General features: G+C 62.0%; 15 protein-coding genes, 1 pseudogene and 1 riboswitch. Of the genes and pseudogenes, 13 read left to right on the forward strand and 3 right to left on the reverse strand.

Features of this window, described 5'->3' with window-relative positions; genetic code table 11:
• Window positions 1-53 precede the first annotated feature (53 nt).
• On the reverse strand, window positions 54-761 hold the full coding sequence (locus tag AC0V7N_RS18660) for a hypothetical protein (RefSeq protein WP_475449945.1): 708 nt from the start codon (window positions 759-761) through the stop codon (window positions 54-56).
• Window positions 762-939: 178 nt separating this feature from the next.
• On the opposite strand from AC0V7N_RS18660, the gene AC0V7N_RS18665 reads away from it, so the two are divergent.
• The 8 genes and pseudogenes from AC0V7N_RS18665 (at window position 940) to AC0V7N_RS18700 (ending at window position 7,966) form a co-directional block, all read left to right on the forward strand.
• Window positions 940-2,508, forward strand: a complete 1,569-nt coding sequence (locus AC0V7N_RS18665; RefSeq protein WP_475449946.1) for a glycosyltransferase family 39 protein — start codon at window positions 940-942, stop codon at window positions 2,506-2,508.
• A 3-nt stretch (window positions 2,509-2,511) separates the two neighbouring features.
• Window positions 2,512-2,628, forward strand: a pseudogene (locus AC0V7N_RS18670) (hypothetical protein); the annotation flags it as partial.
• Window positions 2,629-2,682: 54 nt separating this feature from the next.
• The gene (msrA, locus tag AC0V7N_RS18675) at window positions 2,683-3,201 is read left to right on the forward strand and encodes a peptide-methionine (S)-S-oxide reductase MsrA (protein WP_475449948.1); all 519 of its coding nucleotides are present in this window, start codon (window positions 2,683-2,685) and stop codon (window positions 3,199-3,201) included.
• A gap of 324 nt (window positions 3,202-3,525) precedes the next feature.
• Window positions 3,526-4,563: a formyltransferase family protein gene (locus AC0V7N_RS18680; protein WP_475449949.1), complete on the forward strand. Its 1,038-nt coding sequence runs from the start codon at window positions 3,526-3,528 to the stop codon at window positions 4,561-4,563.
• 60 nt (window positions 4,564-4,623) lie between these two features.
• Window positions 4,624-4,737, forward strand: a riboswitch (TPP riboswitch).
• Entirely contained in the window at window positions 4,728-5,336 is a 609-nt protein-coding gene (locus AC0V7N_RS18685) for a YkoF family thiamine/hydroxymethylpyrimidine-binding protein (RefSeq protein WP_475449950.1), read from the forward strand. It overlaps the preceding riboswitch by 10 nt.
• Before the next feature lie 35 nt (window positions 5,337-5,371).
• Complete coding sequence (locus tag AC0V7N_RS18690; protein WP_475449951.1) at window positions 5,372-6,193, forward strand: ABC transporter permease; 822 nt, start codon at window positions 5,372-5,374, stop codon at window positions 6,191-6,193.
• Entirely contained in the window at window positions 6,190-6,957 is a 768-nt protein-coding gene (locus AC0V7N_RS18695) for an ABC transporter ATP-binding protein (RefSeq protein ID WP_475460388.1), read from the forward strand. Before AC0V7N_RS18690 ends, AC0V7N_RS18695 begins: the two co-directional genes overlap by 4 nt.
• Window positions 6,950-7,966 carry an ABC transporter substrate-binding protein gene (locus AC0V7N_RS18700; RefSeq protein WP_475449952.1) on the forward strand — a complete coding sequence of 339 codons (1,017 nt, stop codon included), beginning with the start codon at window positions 6,950-6,952 and terminating at the stop codon, window positions 7,964-7,966. The genes AC0V7N_RS18695 and AC0V7N_RS18700 overlap by 8 nt, the downstream gene beginning before the upstream one ends.
• Here AC0V7N_RS18700 and AC0V7N_RS18705 read toward each other — a convergent pair.
• Window positions 7,963-10,770: a tetratricopeptide repeat protein gene (locus AC0V7N_RS18705; RefSeq protein WP_496627183.1), complete on the reverse strand. Its 2,808-nt coding sequence runs from the start codon at window positions 10,768-10,770 to the stop codon at window positions 7,963-7,965. The genes AC0V7N_RS18700 and AC0V7N_RS18705 overlap by 4 nt on opposite strands.
• Window positions 10,771-11,041: 271 nt before the next feature.
• Between AC0V7N_RS18705 and AC0V7N_RS18710 the strand changes: the two genes are divergently transcribed.
• The 5 genes from AC0V7N_RS18710 (at window position 11,042) to AC0V7N_RS18730 (ending at window position 15,105) form a co-directional block, all read left to right on the forward strand.
• Entirely contained in the window at window positions 11,042-11,737 is a 696-nt protein-coding gene (locus AC0V7N_RS18710; RefSeq protein ID WP_475449956.1) for a methyltransferase family protein, read from the forward strand.
• A 550-nt stretch (window positions 11,738-12,287) separates the two neighbouring features.
• Window positions 12,288-12,914, forward strand: a complete 627-nt coding sequence (locus AC0V7N_RS18715) for a hypothetical protein (RefSeq protein WP_475449957.1) — start codon at window positions 12,288-12,290, stop codon at window positions 12,912-12,914.
• Between the two features lie 344 nt (window positions 12,915-13,258).
• A complete protein-coding gene (locus AC0V7N_RS18720) occupies window positions 13,259-13,798 on the forward strand; it encodes a hypothetical protein (protein WP_475449958.1) in 540 nt (179 codons plus the stop codon).
• 191 nt (window positions 13,799-13,989) lie between these two features.
• Entirely contained in the window at window positions 13,990-14,154 is a 165-nt protein-coding gene (locus AC0V7N_RS18725) for a DUF3309 family protein (protein WP_475449959.1), read from the forward strand.
• Window positions 14,155-14,619: 465 nt separating this feature from the next.
• A complete protein-coding gene (locus AC0V7N_RS18730; protein ID WP_475449960.1) occupies window positions 14,620-15,105 on the forward strand; it encodes a pyridoxamine 5'-phosphate oxidase family protein in 486 nt (161 codons plus the stop codon).
• Between the two features lie 6 nt (window positions 15,106-15,111).
• Here the strand turns inward: AC0V7N_RS18730 and AC0V7N_RS18735 are convergent, their stop codons facing one another.
• Window positions 15,112-16,182, reverse strand: coding sequence for a sensor histidine kinase (locus AC0V7N_RS18735; RefSeq protein WP_475449961.1), 1,071 nt, complete (start codon window positions 16,180-16,182; stop codon window positions 15,112-15,114).
• Between the last annotated feature and the right edge of the window lie 262 nt (window positions 16,183-16,444).

Consider the following 16,444-nt stretch of genomic DNA (forward strand, 5'->3'; position numbering starts at 1 on the left):
CCCAGCCATCCGGCCGGACCGAACTTTGCGTCAATCACCCGGCTTGGCAAGACCTAAGCGAGGATGTTGACGGCGCGGGCCGCAACCAGCGCGATCGTCAGCAGCGAGATCATTGCTTCGGCCATCATCAAAAGCTTCGCGCGCTGGGAGAGCGGCAAGGTGTCGGTCGGCGAAAACGCCGTCGCGTTGGTGAAAGCGAGGAAGAAATAGTCGACAAATCCCGGCAGCCAGTCGCGGATTTCACGGTCGTTCAAGGTCATTTGCGGGAACAGGAAATCGGATTGGGCGCGTTTGACGAGGCCGCAGGTCGGCGGCCCGCCGCGGTCGGTGCTCCAGAACCACAAGGCAAAGACGATGACATTGGTGACCCAGATGTTGAGCGCGTCGATCAGCAGCGTCTCGCCGCTGGAGCCGGCATGGCCCGCCAGCAAGGCGCGCACGAGGAACACCAGCGATCCGCAATTCATGACGCTGACGACGCCGGTCATCACCAGCGCCGTCCTGCGGATCATGACGCGAAACCGGCCGACCAGATACCAGTGCTCTTCCTCGACCGCTCTCAGGGTGGCGGCTTGTGTCCAGGCGGTGGCGACGGACAGAGGCACGAGCAGTGCAGCCTCCAGCGCCGGCGCCAGCCAGCGCGGGCCGAACGAGAGATCGTTGATCACCAGGAGCTGCAGACAGATGATGACGAGGACGGCCGCACGCGCCAGCCAGAAGTCGAGCGCGCGGTGGTGGATGACGGCATGCTGGTGACGCATCGAATATCCGGGATGTTCAGACAGGATCAGATGTGCGGGCTGTTCTGCCGGGGGAGGGCAACGGACCGCCGAAACTCGCGCTCAATCTTGGCCCCGCAATGGCGGCGCAAATATACATTTTCGTAAGCTTTGATATCGGCACTATTCGGAAAACCGGTCGGTGTGATTTAAGCACCGCATGTCGGGAATTGATCACTCCATAGATGGCTGGCTGCCGGCCAGGTCGCCCGTCGCGGGCATAGACCGTTCATCAGTCTGGCCCGGTCTCATCCGTCATCCCTGGTATTTGCTGGCGCTTTTGTGCCTGGTGCAGATCGCCTGCTGGACGGTGGTGCCCGCGCTGGTCGATGCCGCACCGCCTCGCGATGTCGTCGAAGGCTTCATGTGGGGCCGCGAATGGGTGCTTTTGACCTACAAGCACCCGCAGCTTCCCGGCTGGCTGCTCCAAACCAGCCATCTTCTGACCGGATCGTTCCGCTGGCCGCAATATTTGCTCGCCCAGCTGACGATCTCGTCGACCTTCGTGCTGGTCTATCTGCTGGCCCGCGACATGCTTGGGCGAAACCGCGCGCTCGCCGCGGTGCTCTTGATGCCATCGATCTATTTCTTCGGATGGCCGACCCCGCAATTCAATCACGACTATGCGCAGATGCCGTTCTGGGCGGCCATCTGCTGGCTGCTCTGGCGCGCCGGCCGCGGCGGCGGGCCGGGCTGGTGGCTAGCGCTCGGACTGGTGTCGGGCGTCGGGCTCTATGCCAAGTTCTCCACCGGCCTGTTGCTTGCCTTCGGTGCTCTCTGGCTGTTGTCCGATGCGCGTGCACGCAGCCGGCTGGCGACGCCTTGGCCATGGCTTGGCCTTGCCGTTTTTCTCGCCATTGCCACGCCGCTGGCCATCGCGCTCTACCGCATCGATTTCCTGCCGCTGACCTATTTCGCCGACCGTGACCAATGGGTGATGGAGCACCGCGCACGCCTTTATTATATCGGCGTCCAACTGGCTGGCCTTTCCGGCTTTCTTCTGGTGCTGGCGATATCCGGATTGCTGCGGCGCTCGCCCGCGCCGGATAAGCCTGTCGAACGCAGCACGCTCGTCTATCTCACGTGGATGGGGCTTGGACCAGCGGTCCTCATCATGGTGGCTTCACTGTTCACTGGTACCGGCGAGGCGTGGGGCGCGCCGATGTATAATCTTGTCGGTGTCCTGGTGCTCGCCCTTGTGGGTCATCGGCTTGGCGCCATCGAGATGCGAAGGCTGGCGATCTGCGCGCTGATCTGCATCGTCAGCATGTCCGGCGCCTACGCGGCCATGCGTTGGACGAGCTGCAATTTGTTGGGGCACATGGAACCCGTCTGCTGGCCGGCGCGGCCGATCTCAGATGAGGCCGAGGCGGTCTGGCATGCGGCGGCACCCGGCCGGCTCGACATCGTCGGTGGTGATGCAGATCTGGCTATGTTGGCGGGCCTCAATGCCTATGACAAGCCGTCGATCTTCACCGAACTCGATATGCGGTTCGCGCCCTGGATCACCAGCCAGCGATTGCGCGACCACGGCATGCTGATGGTTTGGCCCGGGCATGGCGTGCCGCCGCAATTGCGGGCATGGCTGGGCAACCTCCCGGTCAAGACCGTTCTTTTCAACTGGTCGCACAAGGCGCCGCCTGTGCCCATCAGTTTTGCCGCCATTCCGCCCGGCACACGGTATCTGCCGATTGCCGCCGACAGCCGGACCCGGCATCCGCGCGGCTGAAGCGGTCGATCCCCCGGCCGGGTCATGATATCGTTCGCAGATGGCCGCGTTCGTTCTACGCGACTGGACGAAGCAGACGACAATGCCCATTTATTGGAAAATCCAATTTTGTCTGCGTAATTCCGGACGGGAAACCGCTACCTGAGCTGGAATTGCCTTTTGAGGAGACGTGACATGGCGACTTCGATCGAACGCGCAGTGCTGGCCGGTGGCTGTTTCTGGGGTATGCAGGATTTGATACGGCGCTATCCCGGCGTCATCTCCACCCGTGTCGGCTATAGCGGTGGGGATGTACCCAACGCCACGTACCGCAACCACGGCACCCATGCCGAAGCCATCGAGATCAATTTCGATCCGGCGGTGATCAGCTATCGCACGTTGCTGGAGCGCTTTTTCCAGATACATGATCCGACGACGCGCAACCGCCAGGGCAACGATGTCGGGATGAGCTACCGTTCGGCGATCTACTATACCAGCGACGAGCAAAAGCGCGTTGCTGAAGACACTATCGCTGATGTCGATGCCTCCGGCCTGTGGCCCGGCAAGGTCGTCACCGAAGTCGCGCCAGTTGGTGCCTTCTGGGAGGCCGAGCCCGAGCACCAGGATTATCTGGAGAAATATCCCAACGGCTACACCTGCCATTTCGTCAGGCCGGGCTGGAAACTGCCGGTGCGCGAGAAGGCCGTTTCGTAAGGTTTGCGGATCATTTTCGAGAAGTAAGGCGGCAGAATTCCTGTGGCCGCGTGAATGCCAACTGTCAGCCGCCGCCTGGCGATTGACAGTTGGTGGCGTTGCTGGCCAACTGCACCTGCTGATTTGCTTCAGGAGATACGCATGAAGAAAATCTATGAGAAGCCACTTCTGGTGAAGGGCGGACGGCTTTCCGATGTCACCGCCACGGTGCCGTCCTCACTTGTCAAGGCTCCCTGACCGACAGACTTACTTTGCAAACCCGGTCAGGCCCGCCGATGAGGCTGGCTTGCCGTCTGAACGCCCCGCGATGGGGATTGGCTTGATGTGCGCCTTGAACGGCCGGTGCTTTTGAGCCCGCAGACCGGGTCAGGCCGGCTTTCGGCCGTGTTTGTGCTCGACATCACCCGTTACACCGGACCGCTGCTGGCAGGATGGCTTGAAGCAGGTCACCTGATCCACGCGATTGTCGTGCCGGCGTTCCGTCAACGCCAGAAACATTTCAGCATCGGCAATTTTCGCCGAAGGCTGAGACGCAAACTGCTGCTCAAACGCTATATCGGCAACACGCCGGCAAGGGTGATCGAATTTGGCCGGCCCTATGATTGGGGCACACTCGCCAGCCAGTTGTCGGAGGCCAAAGCCGATGTGTTGATCTGTTTTGCGTTTCCAGCCCTGATACCACAGGACTTGCTCGGCGCCTTTCCCAAGGGCGGCCTCAATCTTCACCCGGCGCTGTTGCCCAACTATCGGGGGCCGCACCCTCTCCATCGCCTGGCCGTGGACGGCCAGCACGCCGTTCATGGCGGCGTGACGCTGCACAAGATGTCCGCGGATTTCGATGATGGCGACATTCTCGGGCAGGTGTCGTTTTCCGAAGCGGACTGGGTGTCGCTGCGCGTCCTGACCGACAGCGTGGCGAGCGCGATGCGCATGCTGGTGAGCGAGGTGGCGCCCGCCTACTGCAAAGGCAGCGTTTCGGGAATGCGGCAGCCGGCCGGTGATTTCGTCTGGGCGCGGCTCGAGGCGGCCCACACGATGATTTCGCCTGAGATGTCGATCGGGCATGTTGTCCTGATGTGGCATGTGCTGGGCACTGTTCCAGGCATCTATCTGAATGTCTCCGGGCACAAGGTCAGGCTGGGGTTCCAGATCAGACGGCTGGGCCCGCCGAGCGGACACGTGCCAGTCAGACGATGGGGGAGCGTCGAGTTCGATCTTGCCGATGGCAGGGTCCGTTATCTCACCTATGGCCGCCTGCTCAAACGGTTCGTCAAAGTGCATGCCATCTTCGCGCGTTCTCAAGCCGGAAGAGTGCGCCCCGAAATCCGGCTTTTCGGCGAGGTGGAAGACGGGCAGGCGTGAGAGTTGGCCCGGTGCGCTGAAAAAACGGCTTCCCCTTCCGTTCGAATGGTGCTTTAACGCGGCCATCCACAGGGGTGCTCCGTACGGTCGGGGCTGAGACGGGGGCGGCAAGCCCACAGACCCTAGAAGCTGATCTGGGTAATACCAGCGGAGCGAGGCGGGCGATGTTTTCAGGCGCACAGATTTCCCTATACCCCATGGCCGACGATTTCGTCGGCGTCATCCTTGGCGCGCTCGGCGCGCTCGATCCCTACCGGGACAGGCTCAGGATCGAGACCGACGACATCTCGACCTTGCTGGTCGGGCCACCCGAAGTGTTGTTCCCGGCTTTGCGCGACCTGTTCGTGGCGGCGGCGCTGAGCGGCAAGCATTGCGTGCTGTCGGCGGCCATTTCGCGCGGCTGCCCGGGCGAGCCGGACGATCCGATCTGCCGCTCCGACGCGTTTGGCGGACCTGTCGGGCCGCTCGGCCCACGCAAGGACGCCGCCATCGCCGCCGTGCGCAACGCCGCTGCCACCGGCCAGCCGGCGGCGGCGCAATTCTCGCTCTATGTGATGGGCACCGGCGACCACATGGACGAGATCTACGGCTGCATCGATTTCCTGAAACAGTCCGGCGTCTACGATCGCTCCAAGAACTTCTGCACCAAACTGCGCGGCGATACGGGCGCGATCTTTTCGGCGCTGAACGAAGCCTTCTGCCGCTTCGGCCCGGGCGCCGGCCACGTAACCCTCGACGTCACGGTTTCGGCCAACAGCCCGTCGGCTGTCTAAGCCGGCCGCGCTTCCGCGCGACCTCGTCAAAGGTTATGCCCGTGGTCCCATCATCAGTCGCGCCGCGCCCGCTCGCGAGTTCCCTTGCCAAGGCAGTACCAGCCGTCATCTCGGTTGGGTTGCTCCTTGTGGCATGGGAGCTCTACGCCACCTATTCCGGCATCAAGCCGACAATTCTGCCGGCACCCTCACGCGTTTTCGAACAGGCGATGCTCAATCGTGACGCGCTGATCGACAACGCCATTCCCACCATCCGCGCCACGCTGATCGGCTTTGCCTGCTCGCTTGGTGCCGCCTTCGCGCTGTCGATGCTGGTCGACTTCTTCCAGCCGCTGCGGCGCGCGCTGTTTCCCGTTTTCATCGTCAGCCAGACCTTACCGCTGGTGGCGATCGCGCCGCTGGTGGTGCTGTGGTTCGGCTTCGGACTGACGCCCAAGATCATGCTGGTGGCGCTGGTCACCTTCTTCCCGATGCTTGTGGCTCTGGTGCAGGGCTACGAGGCGACCGAGGCCGAGATCGGTCAGATGCTGCGTGCCATGGGGGCAGGGCGCTGGCGCGTCTTCGTGCTGGCACGGCTGCCTTCGGCGCTGCCGTATTTCTTTGCGGGCTTGAGGATCTCCATCACCTATGCCGTGGTCGGCGCCATCTTCGCCGAGTATGCCGGCGCGGCCAAAGGGTTGGGCATCTACATGCTCAACGCCAAGAACAATTTCCGCCCCGATCTGGTGCTGGCCGCCGTCGGTGTCAGTGCCGCACTCACCCTCGTCCTATTCGGGCTGACGGTGCTCTTGCAGCGCCTCGCCATGCCTTGGGAGCGGGCCGACCGGCAGCAGGCAGGGAAGGGGCCGTGGCGATGAGCCGGCTCGAATTGCGGCATGTGCGCAAGGCGTTTGGCGGGCTCGATGTGCTCGCCGACATTTCGCTCAGCGTCGATGCCGGTGAATTCGTCTCGATCCTTGGGCCTTCGGGCGCCGGCAAGTCAACGCTGTTCCAGCTCTTGACGGGGGCGGAACATGGCGAGGGCGAGCTGTTCTTCGACGGCACGCCACTCGACGATCATGGCAGGCATTTTGCATTCATGCCGCAGCGCGACGCACTGATGCCGTGGCGGCGCATCCTCGACAACACAACGCTCGGGCTCGAAGTGCAAGGCGTCAGGCGCAAGGCGGCACGGGCGCGCGTCGCGCCGCTGTTTGCCGAGTTCGGGCTTGCCGGCTTCGAGCGGCATTTTCCGGCACAGCTTTCGGGCGGTATGCGCCAGCGCGCGGCGCTTTTGCGCACGGTGGTGCAGGAGCGCGACATGCTTTTGCTCGACGAGCCGTTCGGCGCGCTCGACGCACTGACCCGCGCGGCCATGCAGCGCTGGCTCGAACAGATGTGGCGGTATCATCGCTGGACGGCGCTGCTGATCACGCATGATGTGCGCGAGGCCGTGTTCCTGTCCGACCGCATCTATGTGCTGTCGGCGCGCCCGGCCCGTGTGGTGCGGGAAATCAGGGTGCCGTTGCCGCGCCCGCGCGATCCGAGCGGCGCCGCCGCGCGCCAGGCCAGCGCACTCGAGGCCGAGATCCTCGACATTTTGCTCGACCCTCAAACATCCAAAGGACATGACCATGACTGACTTGACGCGCCGGCAGGCCTTGCTGCTCACCCTTGCCAGCGGTCTTCCGCTGATCGCCGGACCGAACCGCTCCTTCGCGGCAACGCAAAAAGTCACCGTCGCGCTGGACTGGACCGTCAACACCAACCACGTCGGGCTGTTCGTCGCCCGCGACAAGGGTTTTTATCGCGAGGCCGGCCTCGATGTCGACATTCTGCCCTACAGCGATACCGGCGCCGGCACGCTGGTCGCCAACCGCGTCGCCGATTTCGGCATCAACGGCACCATCAGCCTGTTCACCCAGAAGACCACCGGTGCCGACTTGAAGGCCGTCTATGCGGTGGTGCAGTCCGAAACCGGACGAGTGGTCTTCAATGCGGCGCGCAACGAGATCAAGAGCGCGAGGGACCTTGACGGCCTGACCTATGGCGGCTTCGGCAGCGCCTGGGAAAACGCGCTGATCTCGACCATCATCCGCCACGACGGCGGCAAGGGCAGTTTCGAAACGGTGACGCTCGGCACCTCGGCCTATGAAGCGCTAGCCAATGGCTCGGTCGACTTCACGCTCGAGGTCTCGACCTGGGAGGGCGTGGAGGCCGAACTCAAAGGCATCAAGCAGCGCAGCTTCGTCTATGCCGATTATGGCGTACCCGACGAGCACACGACGCTGATCTCGTCGAGCGAAGCCTATCTCCAGGCAAACCCGGCATTGGCGGCGGCCTTTATCCAGGCAACGCGGCGCGGCTATCAGTTCACCGTCGATCATCCCGGGGAAGCCGCCACGCTGCTGATCGCCGCCAACAAGGATGCCCTGACCAATCCGGCATTGATCGAGGCGTCGCTGAAGGCGCTGATCGACGGCCACTATCTGCGCGGTGAAAACGGCGCCATCGGCACGATGGATCCAACCAAGATGGACGCGATCGGCGACTATCTCTTCACGGCTGGCATTCTGCGCGATGCCGATGGCAAGGTCTTGGCGCAGCGCCCTGATTTCGCGGAGTATTTCAGCAATTCAACTCTGGGCTAGGGGGCGGCAGTTGAGCTGGCTGCGGTCGCCGCATCGCGCTCCCTGCGGGCATTGGCAAAGTTTGGATCGAGGCGCAGGGCTTCATCTAGATCGGCGATGGCGCGGTCGTATTTCCCCTTCTTGTTCCAGCAGAAACCACGATTATACCAGCCTTCCGCGTTGGCCGGCCGAAGGCCTATTGCCTTTGTGGAATCGGCAATAATGCGATCGCAATCGTGTTTGGCGGCCCAGCCGCGGCTGCGCAATATATAGGCGTCCGCATTGTTGGGTTGTATCGAAATGATCGTGCTCAGATCCGCGATGGCGCGGTCGATGTCGCCCCTCTGCCGCCAGAGCAAGGCACGATAGAAATAGCTGTCGATGAAATTCGGGTCGAGTTCTATTGCCTTATCGTGGTCCGCCATCGCCCGGTCGGGTTCGCCCTTCAGCGAGAAGGTGAAGCCGCGTAAACTGTCGGCGCGGGCGTTGGACGGGTCGACGGCAACCGCGATGTTGTATTGTTCGATGGCACGGTCGAACTGATTTTGAGAGCGCCAGATCGTGCCCGACTCGATGGCCTCTTCAGCAACCTTGTTTCGAACCCGACCGGCCGGTGCGGGGGCGGGCGCTTTCGCTTTCGCTGCTACCGCTAGTTTGCGGCCTTTGCGGGCGATGGCCAGCTTTGGATCAAGTTCGAGCGCCTGATCGTAGTCGGCAATGGCTCGATCGTAGTCGCGCTTGGCGAACCAGGTGCTGCCACGCCCGAAATAAACGGGCGCATAGCTGCCATCAAGTTCGATCGCGCGATCGTAGTCGTCGATGGCGCGATCGAATTGATCCTTCTTGCCCCAGGCAACGGCGCGGCCGAAATAGGCGTCGAAATAGGTCGGATAAAGCTCGATCACCTTGCCGTAGTCGTCGATGGCACCATCATAATCACCCTTCTCGACGCGTGACATCCCTCGGCCGACATAGGCTGCGGCCTTCCTTGGATCGAGCGCGATCGCGCGGCTGTACTCGGCGATGGCGCGATCGTATTTGCGCGTCTTGTAGAACGCATCGCCACTATCCATGAAGGCGTTGAGGTTCTTGGGATCCGATCCGACGGCACTCGGCGCGGCACCACCTTTCTTCAACGCGGCCACCGCCGCCTTGCGGGCGACCGCGTAGTCTGGATTGCCTGGATAGAGCCCTATCGCCTGGTCGAAGTCAGCAACGGCGCCGTCGTAATCCTTGCTGTCGGCCCGCTCCACGCCGCGCCCGTAGTAGCTGGGGGCATCCTTGGCATCGATCTCGATCGCCGCCGAATAGGCTGCGATCGCCCGCTGGGCGTCGCCCTTTACGTGCCAGGCCATGCCCATGCAGAAATATGCATCCAGCACCTTTGGATCGAGCTTGGCGGCCCTGCCGCAATCGGCAAGAGCACCTTCGGCGTCCTCGGTGGTGACCTTGGCCATGCCCCGGCGAACATAGGCAGAGACCATATTCGGGAGGAGCTTGATCACCTGGTCATAGTCGGCAATCGCCCGATCATAGGCGCGCTTGGCGGACCAGGCATTGCCGCGGCCGAAATAGGGAAGCGGACTGTCGGGGTCGAGCGCGATCGCCTTGCCATACGCGCTGATTGCCTGGTCATAATTGCCGGCATCCGACAGGCTGTCGCCGCGCTGTACCGCGGCCAGAACGCGCGGGTCGGTCGCCTGAATGAGTGCCGCCATCTCGGCGGTCGAAAGCTTGCCTTCGGACCGAGTATCATTGTCAGCGTCCTGCGGGACCGCAGGTTCGGTGCCGGGTTGCAGTTCGGCTTTCGCCGCCACCGCCGCCTTGCGGCTGACGAGATAGTCCGCATTGCCCGGATCGAGCTTGATCGCCTGATCTAAATCGGCAATGGCGCCGTCATAGTCTTTCCTGCCGGCCCGCGCCATGCCGCGCCCGTAATAGCTGGCATCGTCCTCCGGATCGATCTCGATCGCCACGGAATAAGCGGCGAACGCGCGATCTGGGTCGCCTTTCGCTTGCCACACAATGCCCTTGCAGAAGTGTGCGCGCGCCTTCGGATCGAGGGTGGCGGCCCGGTCGCAATCGGCGAGAGCGCCATCGATGTCGCCTGACGTGACCTTGGCGAGGCCCCGGCGAAAATGCGCCGCGGCAAAATTGGGAGCAAGTTCGATGACTTTGTCGTAGTCGGCAATCGCCTGCTCATAGGCGCGTTTGGCAGCCCAGGCCTTGCCGCGGCCGAAATAGGCGAACCGGTTGTTCGGATCGAGTGAGATCGCCTGGTTGTAGGCGCCGATCGCCTGATCGTACTTGCCCATGTCCAGGAAAGCATCGCCTCCAAGGATCGCTTCCAGGGCCTGCGGGTCGGTCGCCGCCAGGGCCCTTGCGGCCAGCGTGTCTTGAGTGGCCGTTACATCAGGAGAGACGGCTCGCGGCGTCGGCTGTTGTGTGTTTGGCAACGGTGCCGGTTCGCTGTCGTTGCCCACAACCTGTTCACTGCAGCTTCCCTCCCATTTTGGATCGAGTTCGGCGGCGCGACGACAATCCGCCCCTGCACCGACCATATCGCCGTTCAGTGTCCTGGCGCCGGCCCGGCTGAAATAGGCTTCGGCGTTCTCGGGATCGAGGCTGATCGCCTTATCATAATCGAGAAGTGCGCCTTCGAAGTCGTGTTTTATAAGCCGCACCTCGGCGCGATCGAGCAGGACTTTCGCGGCTGCGGGATCCCTTGTCGTGTCCTGGGCGGCGGCCGCGAGCACCGACACATTCAGGGCAAGAATGACCGCGAGCCCAGCCAAAAGCCGGCTGAGCGAAACCTTGATGGGCACAGGTAATCGAATCGCGGCTGTGGGCAAACCCGCACCTTTCCAGCTCGCCATATCGCTGGTCCTCCCCCGAAAAACCTTGGTCCGCCTCAGCGGTAATCCGTGTATTGTTCCTTATTTGTTCCAAAATGCAAGCATAAATTGCAGCCCCGCTTCCGACAGTGTCCGAACCTGATCTCGCGCCTGACGCAGGTTCGATTAGCGTCTTTCCGATCTTGCCGGTTAACTGCCCGGCAATGGTTGCGTGCAATGGTCGCTTCGAGGGATCATCGGGGTGCTTGCCTTGCTCACGTCAAAAAGTGAAGCGTTTTCGCATAACAACGGGGGCGGATTCTTCTCCGCCGCGCGAAGGCGTGACCTGCTGGTCGACCTGCGCGAAGGCTTCTTTCGCCTCTGTGCCCTGGCGTGCGCGGGGCTGTTCGTCTATCGCGGCGTGTATCAGGTCGTGGAGGATCCGACCCGGCTCAACGCCGCGCTGGTGGCGATTTCCGAGATACTCACCTTCACCTGGCTGCTGTTGTCGCGGCGTCCCGTGACGCGTGACTGGAATCCGCTCACGGTCATCGTCTCCGTGACCGCCAGTTTCGGGGTCGCGTTGATCAGCCTCCAGCCTGGCGTGGCGCTTGTTCCGGTCTACTTCGCCGCGCCGTTGCAGTTGGTTGCGCTGTTGTTTGTCATCTGGGGCAAGATATCGCTGGGCCGGTCCTTCGCCATCCTGCCTGCCAATCGCGGCGTGATGACGGGCGGCGCCTACCGGCTTGTGCGGCACCCGATCTATGCCGGCTACCTTGCCGGCCATGTGCTCTTTCTGCTGTCGGCCTTTTCCTTCCACAACCTCGCGGTCTATGCGGTCATCACCTATCTGCAGCTATATCGCATCGTGCGCGAGGAGGCCCTGCTGGCCGCCGCGCCGGAGTATCGCGCTTACATGGAACGTGTGCACTACAGGCTGTTCTACCGCATATTCTGAGAGCAAGACTGTCGATGAAGGGCTGGAGTGGCCGATCCCGTCTGGCTTGGGGTTGGCTGACAGCGCTTCCCTAGGGTAGTTCGCCGTTTCACAGAAACGCTGACCGCTCCCTCTCTTGTTTTTGGCGCGGTTCCTGCGGGAAAACCGGTTCCCACATTTCCTGGAACTGGCCTGTCGACTGCCTGGTTTTCCAATGCCTCCAGCCGGGTTCTGCAGATTGCTGACAGGCTCGGCCATCGTGGCCGATGTCCATCCTCACGCTATGCGCCAGGCGGAGATGTCTACCAGCAATGACGGAAGCAGCGATTTCCCAGGAATCGTTTTTCTTTCTTTATGATCGAATATGCCGATAATCATCGTTCTTGATGTGGAATATTTTTTACACGTGTATTATAGTTTTATTACTCTTATAGTTTCCATATTCTATCAACAAATACCATCATCTAAGCAAGTATACGCTGATTTGAAACTGAATCTCACCTGCCACGTGGCTGGATTTGCAGTCGGCTGTACGCCGGCTGACTTAGCGCAACGACAACAGGAGAGTGTTATGGCTTTTACCATCAAAACAGTCGCCAGTGTGTTGGCAGGTAGTGCAATGGTCCTCGTTCTTTCCATGCCGGCAAACGCAGCTGGGCTCGGCGTCGGTGTCGGCGCCTCGGTGGGCGGCAGCGGCGGCATCAATGCCGGCGTCGGCGCTTCGGTCGGCGGTAGCGGTGGCGTCAACGCTGGCGTCGGCGCTTCTGTCGGTGGCTCCAACGGCGTGAATGCCGGGGCGGGTGCGAATGTCGGCGGCTCGAACGGCGTCAGCGCCGGGCTCGGCGCTTCCGTCGGCGGCAGCAATGGCATCAATGCCGGCGCCGGTGCCAATGTTGGTGGTTCGGGCGGCGTCACTGCAGGGCTCGGCGCCAATGTCGGCGGCACTGGTGGCATCGGCGTCGGTGTCGGCGTGGGCATCGGTGCTGGAACCAATCCCAGCAATCCGTCAAATCCGTCCAACCCCAGCAATCCCTCGAACCCCACCAATCCCAGCAATCCGAGCCTGCCGGGTGCCGTGGCCCAGATGTCCAGCAGCCAGGTGGCGCGCATGAAGAAGCGCTGCGTCGACGTGCTCAGCAGTGAGGGCACCTATGATCGCGATCTGCGTCAGCTCTGCCTGCTGATCGCCCGCCGCTGAGGGCCAGGACCGCCAGGAACGGAAGTGCAGAATCAGCCGTGAGGCTTGACAGCACTCTCCTGGCCTCCGGCCGGTCGGAAAGCCCGCCATTTCGGCGGGCTTTCTGCTGCGGAGCGTGTTCGTAACGTCGACAATCAGGGGTCGGTTCTCAGGCCTCCAGGCGAAGAACGTCTCCGCCGAGGCAATATCTCCCCAATGGGTTCAGTTGTCTTGAATTGGCCGGTACACGGGTAACTATACCTGTGGTTGTCCTTCGTATTTTAGCAACCAATGATAGAGGCTCGGGTTGGTGATACAGCCGGTTCTGAAGTCCGGTCTGTTCAAGGCAACCCAAGGAGAGAGCCATGTTCGGTATCGCAAAAAGACTTTCCACAATCCTCGCGGGCGGCGCAGTCGTAGCCGCTCTATGCATGCCGGCCCATGCCGCTGGGATCGGCGTTGGCGCCGGCGCCTCGGTCGGCGGTAGTGGCGGTGTCAATGCCGGCGTCGGTGCTTCTGTCGGCGGCGGTGGCGGCGTCAATGCGGGTGCCGGTGCATCGATCGGTGGCGGCACAGGCGTCAATGCGGGCGCGGGCGCCAGCGTCGGCGGCAACAACGGCGTCTCTGCAGGACTCGACGCCGCGGTAGGCGGCCAAAGTGGTGTTGGCGTCGGCGCGGGTGTCGGTATCGGTAGTGGCGTCGGTGCGGGCGTTGGCATCGGCGTTGGCGAAACAAACCCAAGCACTCCGTCCAACGCAAGCAATCCCAGCCTGTCAGGTGTTGTCGCCGAAATGTCGGACAGCCAGGTGGCGCGGATGAAGAAGCGCTGCGTCGATGTGCTGGCCAGCTCAGGCAGCTACGACCGCGACCTGCGGCAGCTGTGCCTGATGATCTCGCGCCGCTGAGGCGGTAAACGTGATGAGGCCCGCTGCCGCGAGGTGGCGGGCCTTTTTTCATTTTGCCGGCGAATATTCTCCGTGCGCCCATCTCATTATGATCCGGCGGAACAGTACGCGCGCTCGAACGTTCTCGTCTTCGAAACACCGCATGTGACGGTGCTCAAACCGGCGCATCAGCGCCTACGGGAGCGGGAACCATGAGCTTAGGCACCATACTCATCATCATCCTTGTCATTGCGCTGCTTGGCGGCTTCAGCGGTCTGGGCGGCGGTCCGTTCTATGGCACTGGCTACTATGGCGGCGGCGGGCTCGGGCTTGTGCTGTTGATCATTGTCGTGCTTGTCGTGCTAGGGCGTATCTAGCTGCCTGCAAGTCGTCGGGACGATCGCAATCTCGTGACCGCGTCGCGGCCGAAGCGCACCGGATCGTGATGCAAGCAAGCCGGCTTGTGATCCGAAATCCGGCTGGAATCTCGTATGTTGATTTCGGTCCACACCCCCCGTGGAAACAAGAGGAGAGGGTCCCACCCCTTCATCCTCCTCCAAGGCCCGCCCCGGTATGCCGGAGCGGGCTTTTGCGTTGGAGCCGAGGGAACCGGCTTGCGTCGAGACAGTTGAGTTTGCGGAAGGCTGCCCAATGCCCGCAACACTCAGAGCGACACTCTGCGAAATTCGCGATGATCTCCACATCCTGCGGCGGATGGTGGCGGCTCGCGGTCATATAGAGACCATCCAGGGCATAGACGCTTTGATCGGCATAGCGGAAGCAGAGGCTATCAAGGGGATACGCCGCATCGATCGCGCGGCTTGAACAGGAAGAAGGATTGGATGAACATCAAGGAGATGACGCGGCAGGACTGCGTCGCCCTTTTGAAGACGCAACGCCTTGGTCGCCTGGCCTGCGTGCGTGACCAGAAACCCTATGTGGTGCCGGTCCATTTCGCCTTTAGCGAGAATTCCATTTTCAGTTTCTCGCTTCCCGGCAGGAAAGTCGACTGGATGCGGGCCAATCCCCATGTCTGCCTTCAGGTCGACGATGTCGGCGGTGTCGATGGCTGGAGGAGCGTCGTGGTGGAAGGCCTGTTCGAGGAATTGCTCAAAGCGCCTGATCCGGATGCCGGCATGACCGGCGTCGAAAGGATGACAGCTCCGGTCGATGGCGACCGCCGGCTTGCCTGGTCGCTTCTTGCCACGCACGCGAATTGGTGGGAGCCGGGAGCCCTGAAGCCTGGCGATACCCTCGCGCCCTCGGGCAGCCATCTCTTCTATCAGATCAGGATCGAGACGATGTCGGGAAGGCAGGCCTCGTGGTAGCGGTTGTTACGCCGCGCGAGGTACACGTGAGGTGAATGTCGCCCGGGTGACCGAGACGCTTGTGCCGTCGGTGTCGCTTACGACGTCCACCTTGGCATCGAGCTGTTTCACCAGTGCCTCGACGATGGCCGTTCCAAGGCCGGTGGCCGGCAGGTCGTTGGCGATCTTGCCGACGCCATTGTCCGAAACCGTCAGTTTCCAGTCGCTACCGGCGGTTTCATAGCTCACCTGTATCCGAGCACCGTCCTTCTCTTTGGGGAAGGCATACTTGATGGCGTTGAGGACGAGTTCGGTGACGATCAGACCGAGGCTGACTGCCTTTTGCGAGTCCATCCTGCCGCCTTCGGCCGTCGCTGTGACCGTGATCGGCTGACTTTCGCCAATCATTGACGAGGCGAGACTGCTGCACAGTTTCGGAAGGTAGGAGCCGACATCGATCTCGTCGATGCCGGCCGAGGTGTGAAGATGGCGTTGCACTTCGGCCACCGACAGAACGCGCTGGTGGGCATCCTTGAGATGCTGGCGCGTCTCTTCCGAGGTGACGGAGCGTGCCTTCAGCAACAGGATGCTGGCGATGATCTGCAGGCTGTTGGCAACCCGGTGCTCCATCTCGCGCAGCAGCACGTCCTTCTGGTGGAGCAGATCTTCCGTGCGCTTGAGCAGCTCTTCCTTTTCTCTCTCAATCACCCGACGGGCGGTTATGTCGTTGAAAGCGAGAAGGATGGTGATGGCTGAACTGTGGTCGTAAAGCACCTTGCGGGCGTTGAGCAGCATGGTGCGACGGCCGATCCGTGGGAAATCATGCTCCACCTCGAAACCGTCCATGGCGGTTTTCTCAGGGATGATCGTTTCCAGCAGCAGGCGAAGTGCGGGAATATCCCATTGGCCGTCGCCGAGCGCGTAGAGCAATGAGCCCTGGGTCTGCGCGGGGTCGACTTCGAATGTCTTGTAGAAGGAGCGGCTGGCGGCCAGCACGCGAAACTGCTCGTCGAGGACCAGGAATGGTTCGGTGATCGTGTTGACGATCGCCTGCGCCAGCGTTTGTGCATCCTCGATATTCGCAATGGGCTGAAACATGGGCAAAAGCCAGACGAGCAGCGTTCTGCCGCTCCAAGGGTAAGCTCTATATCTTTGCTTGACCGTTGTCGCGAATTGAATCTGGCGGCACGGCGATGTGATGATCCCATCCCGCCCCGCCGACGGCAAGGTTGCTTGTCCTATGTCAAATTTGAATGACGGCGCATCGGCAACGGTGCGATCGATAGCCCGCTCGTGGCGGCCGGTCTTTCTTTCGGATGCCCTCACCGGTCGCGCGAAGAACCCGCTGCCTTCGGGGGGA

The organism is Mesorhizobium kamtschaticum, from assembly GCF_056174585.1.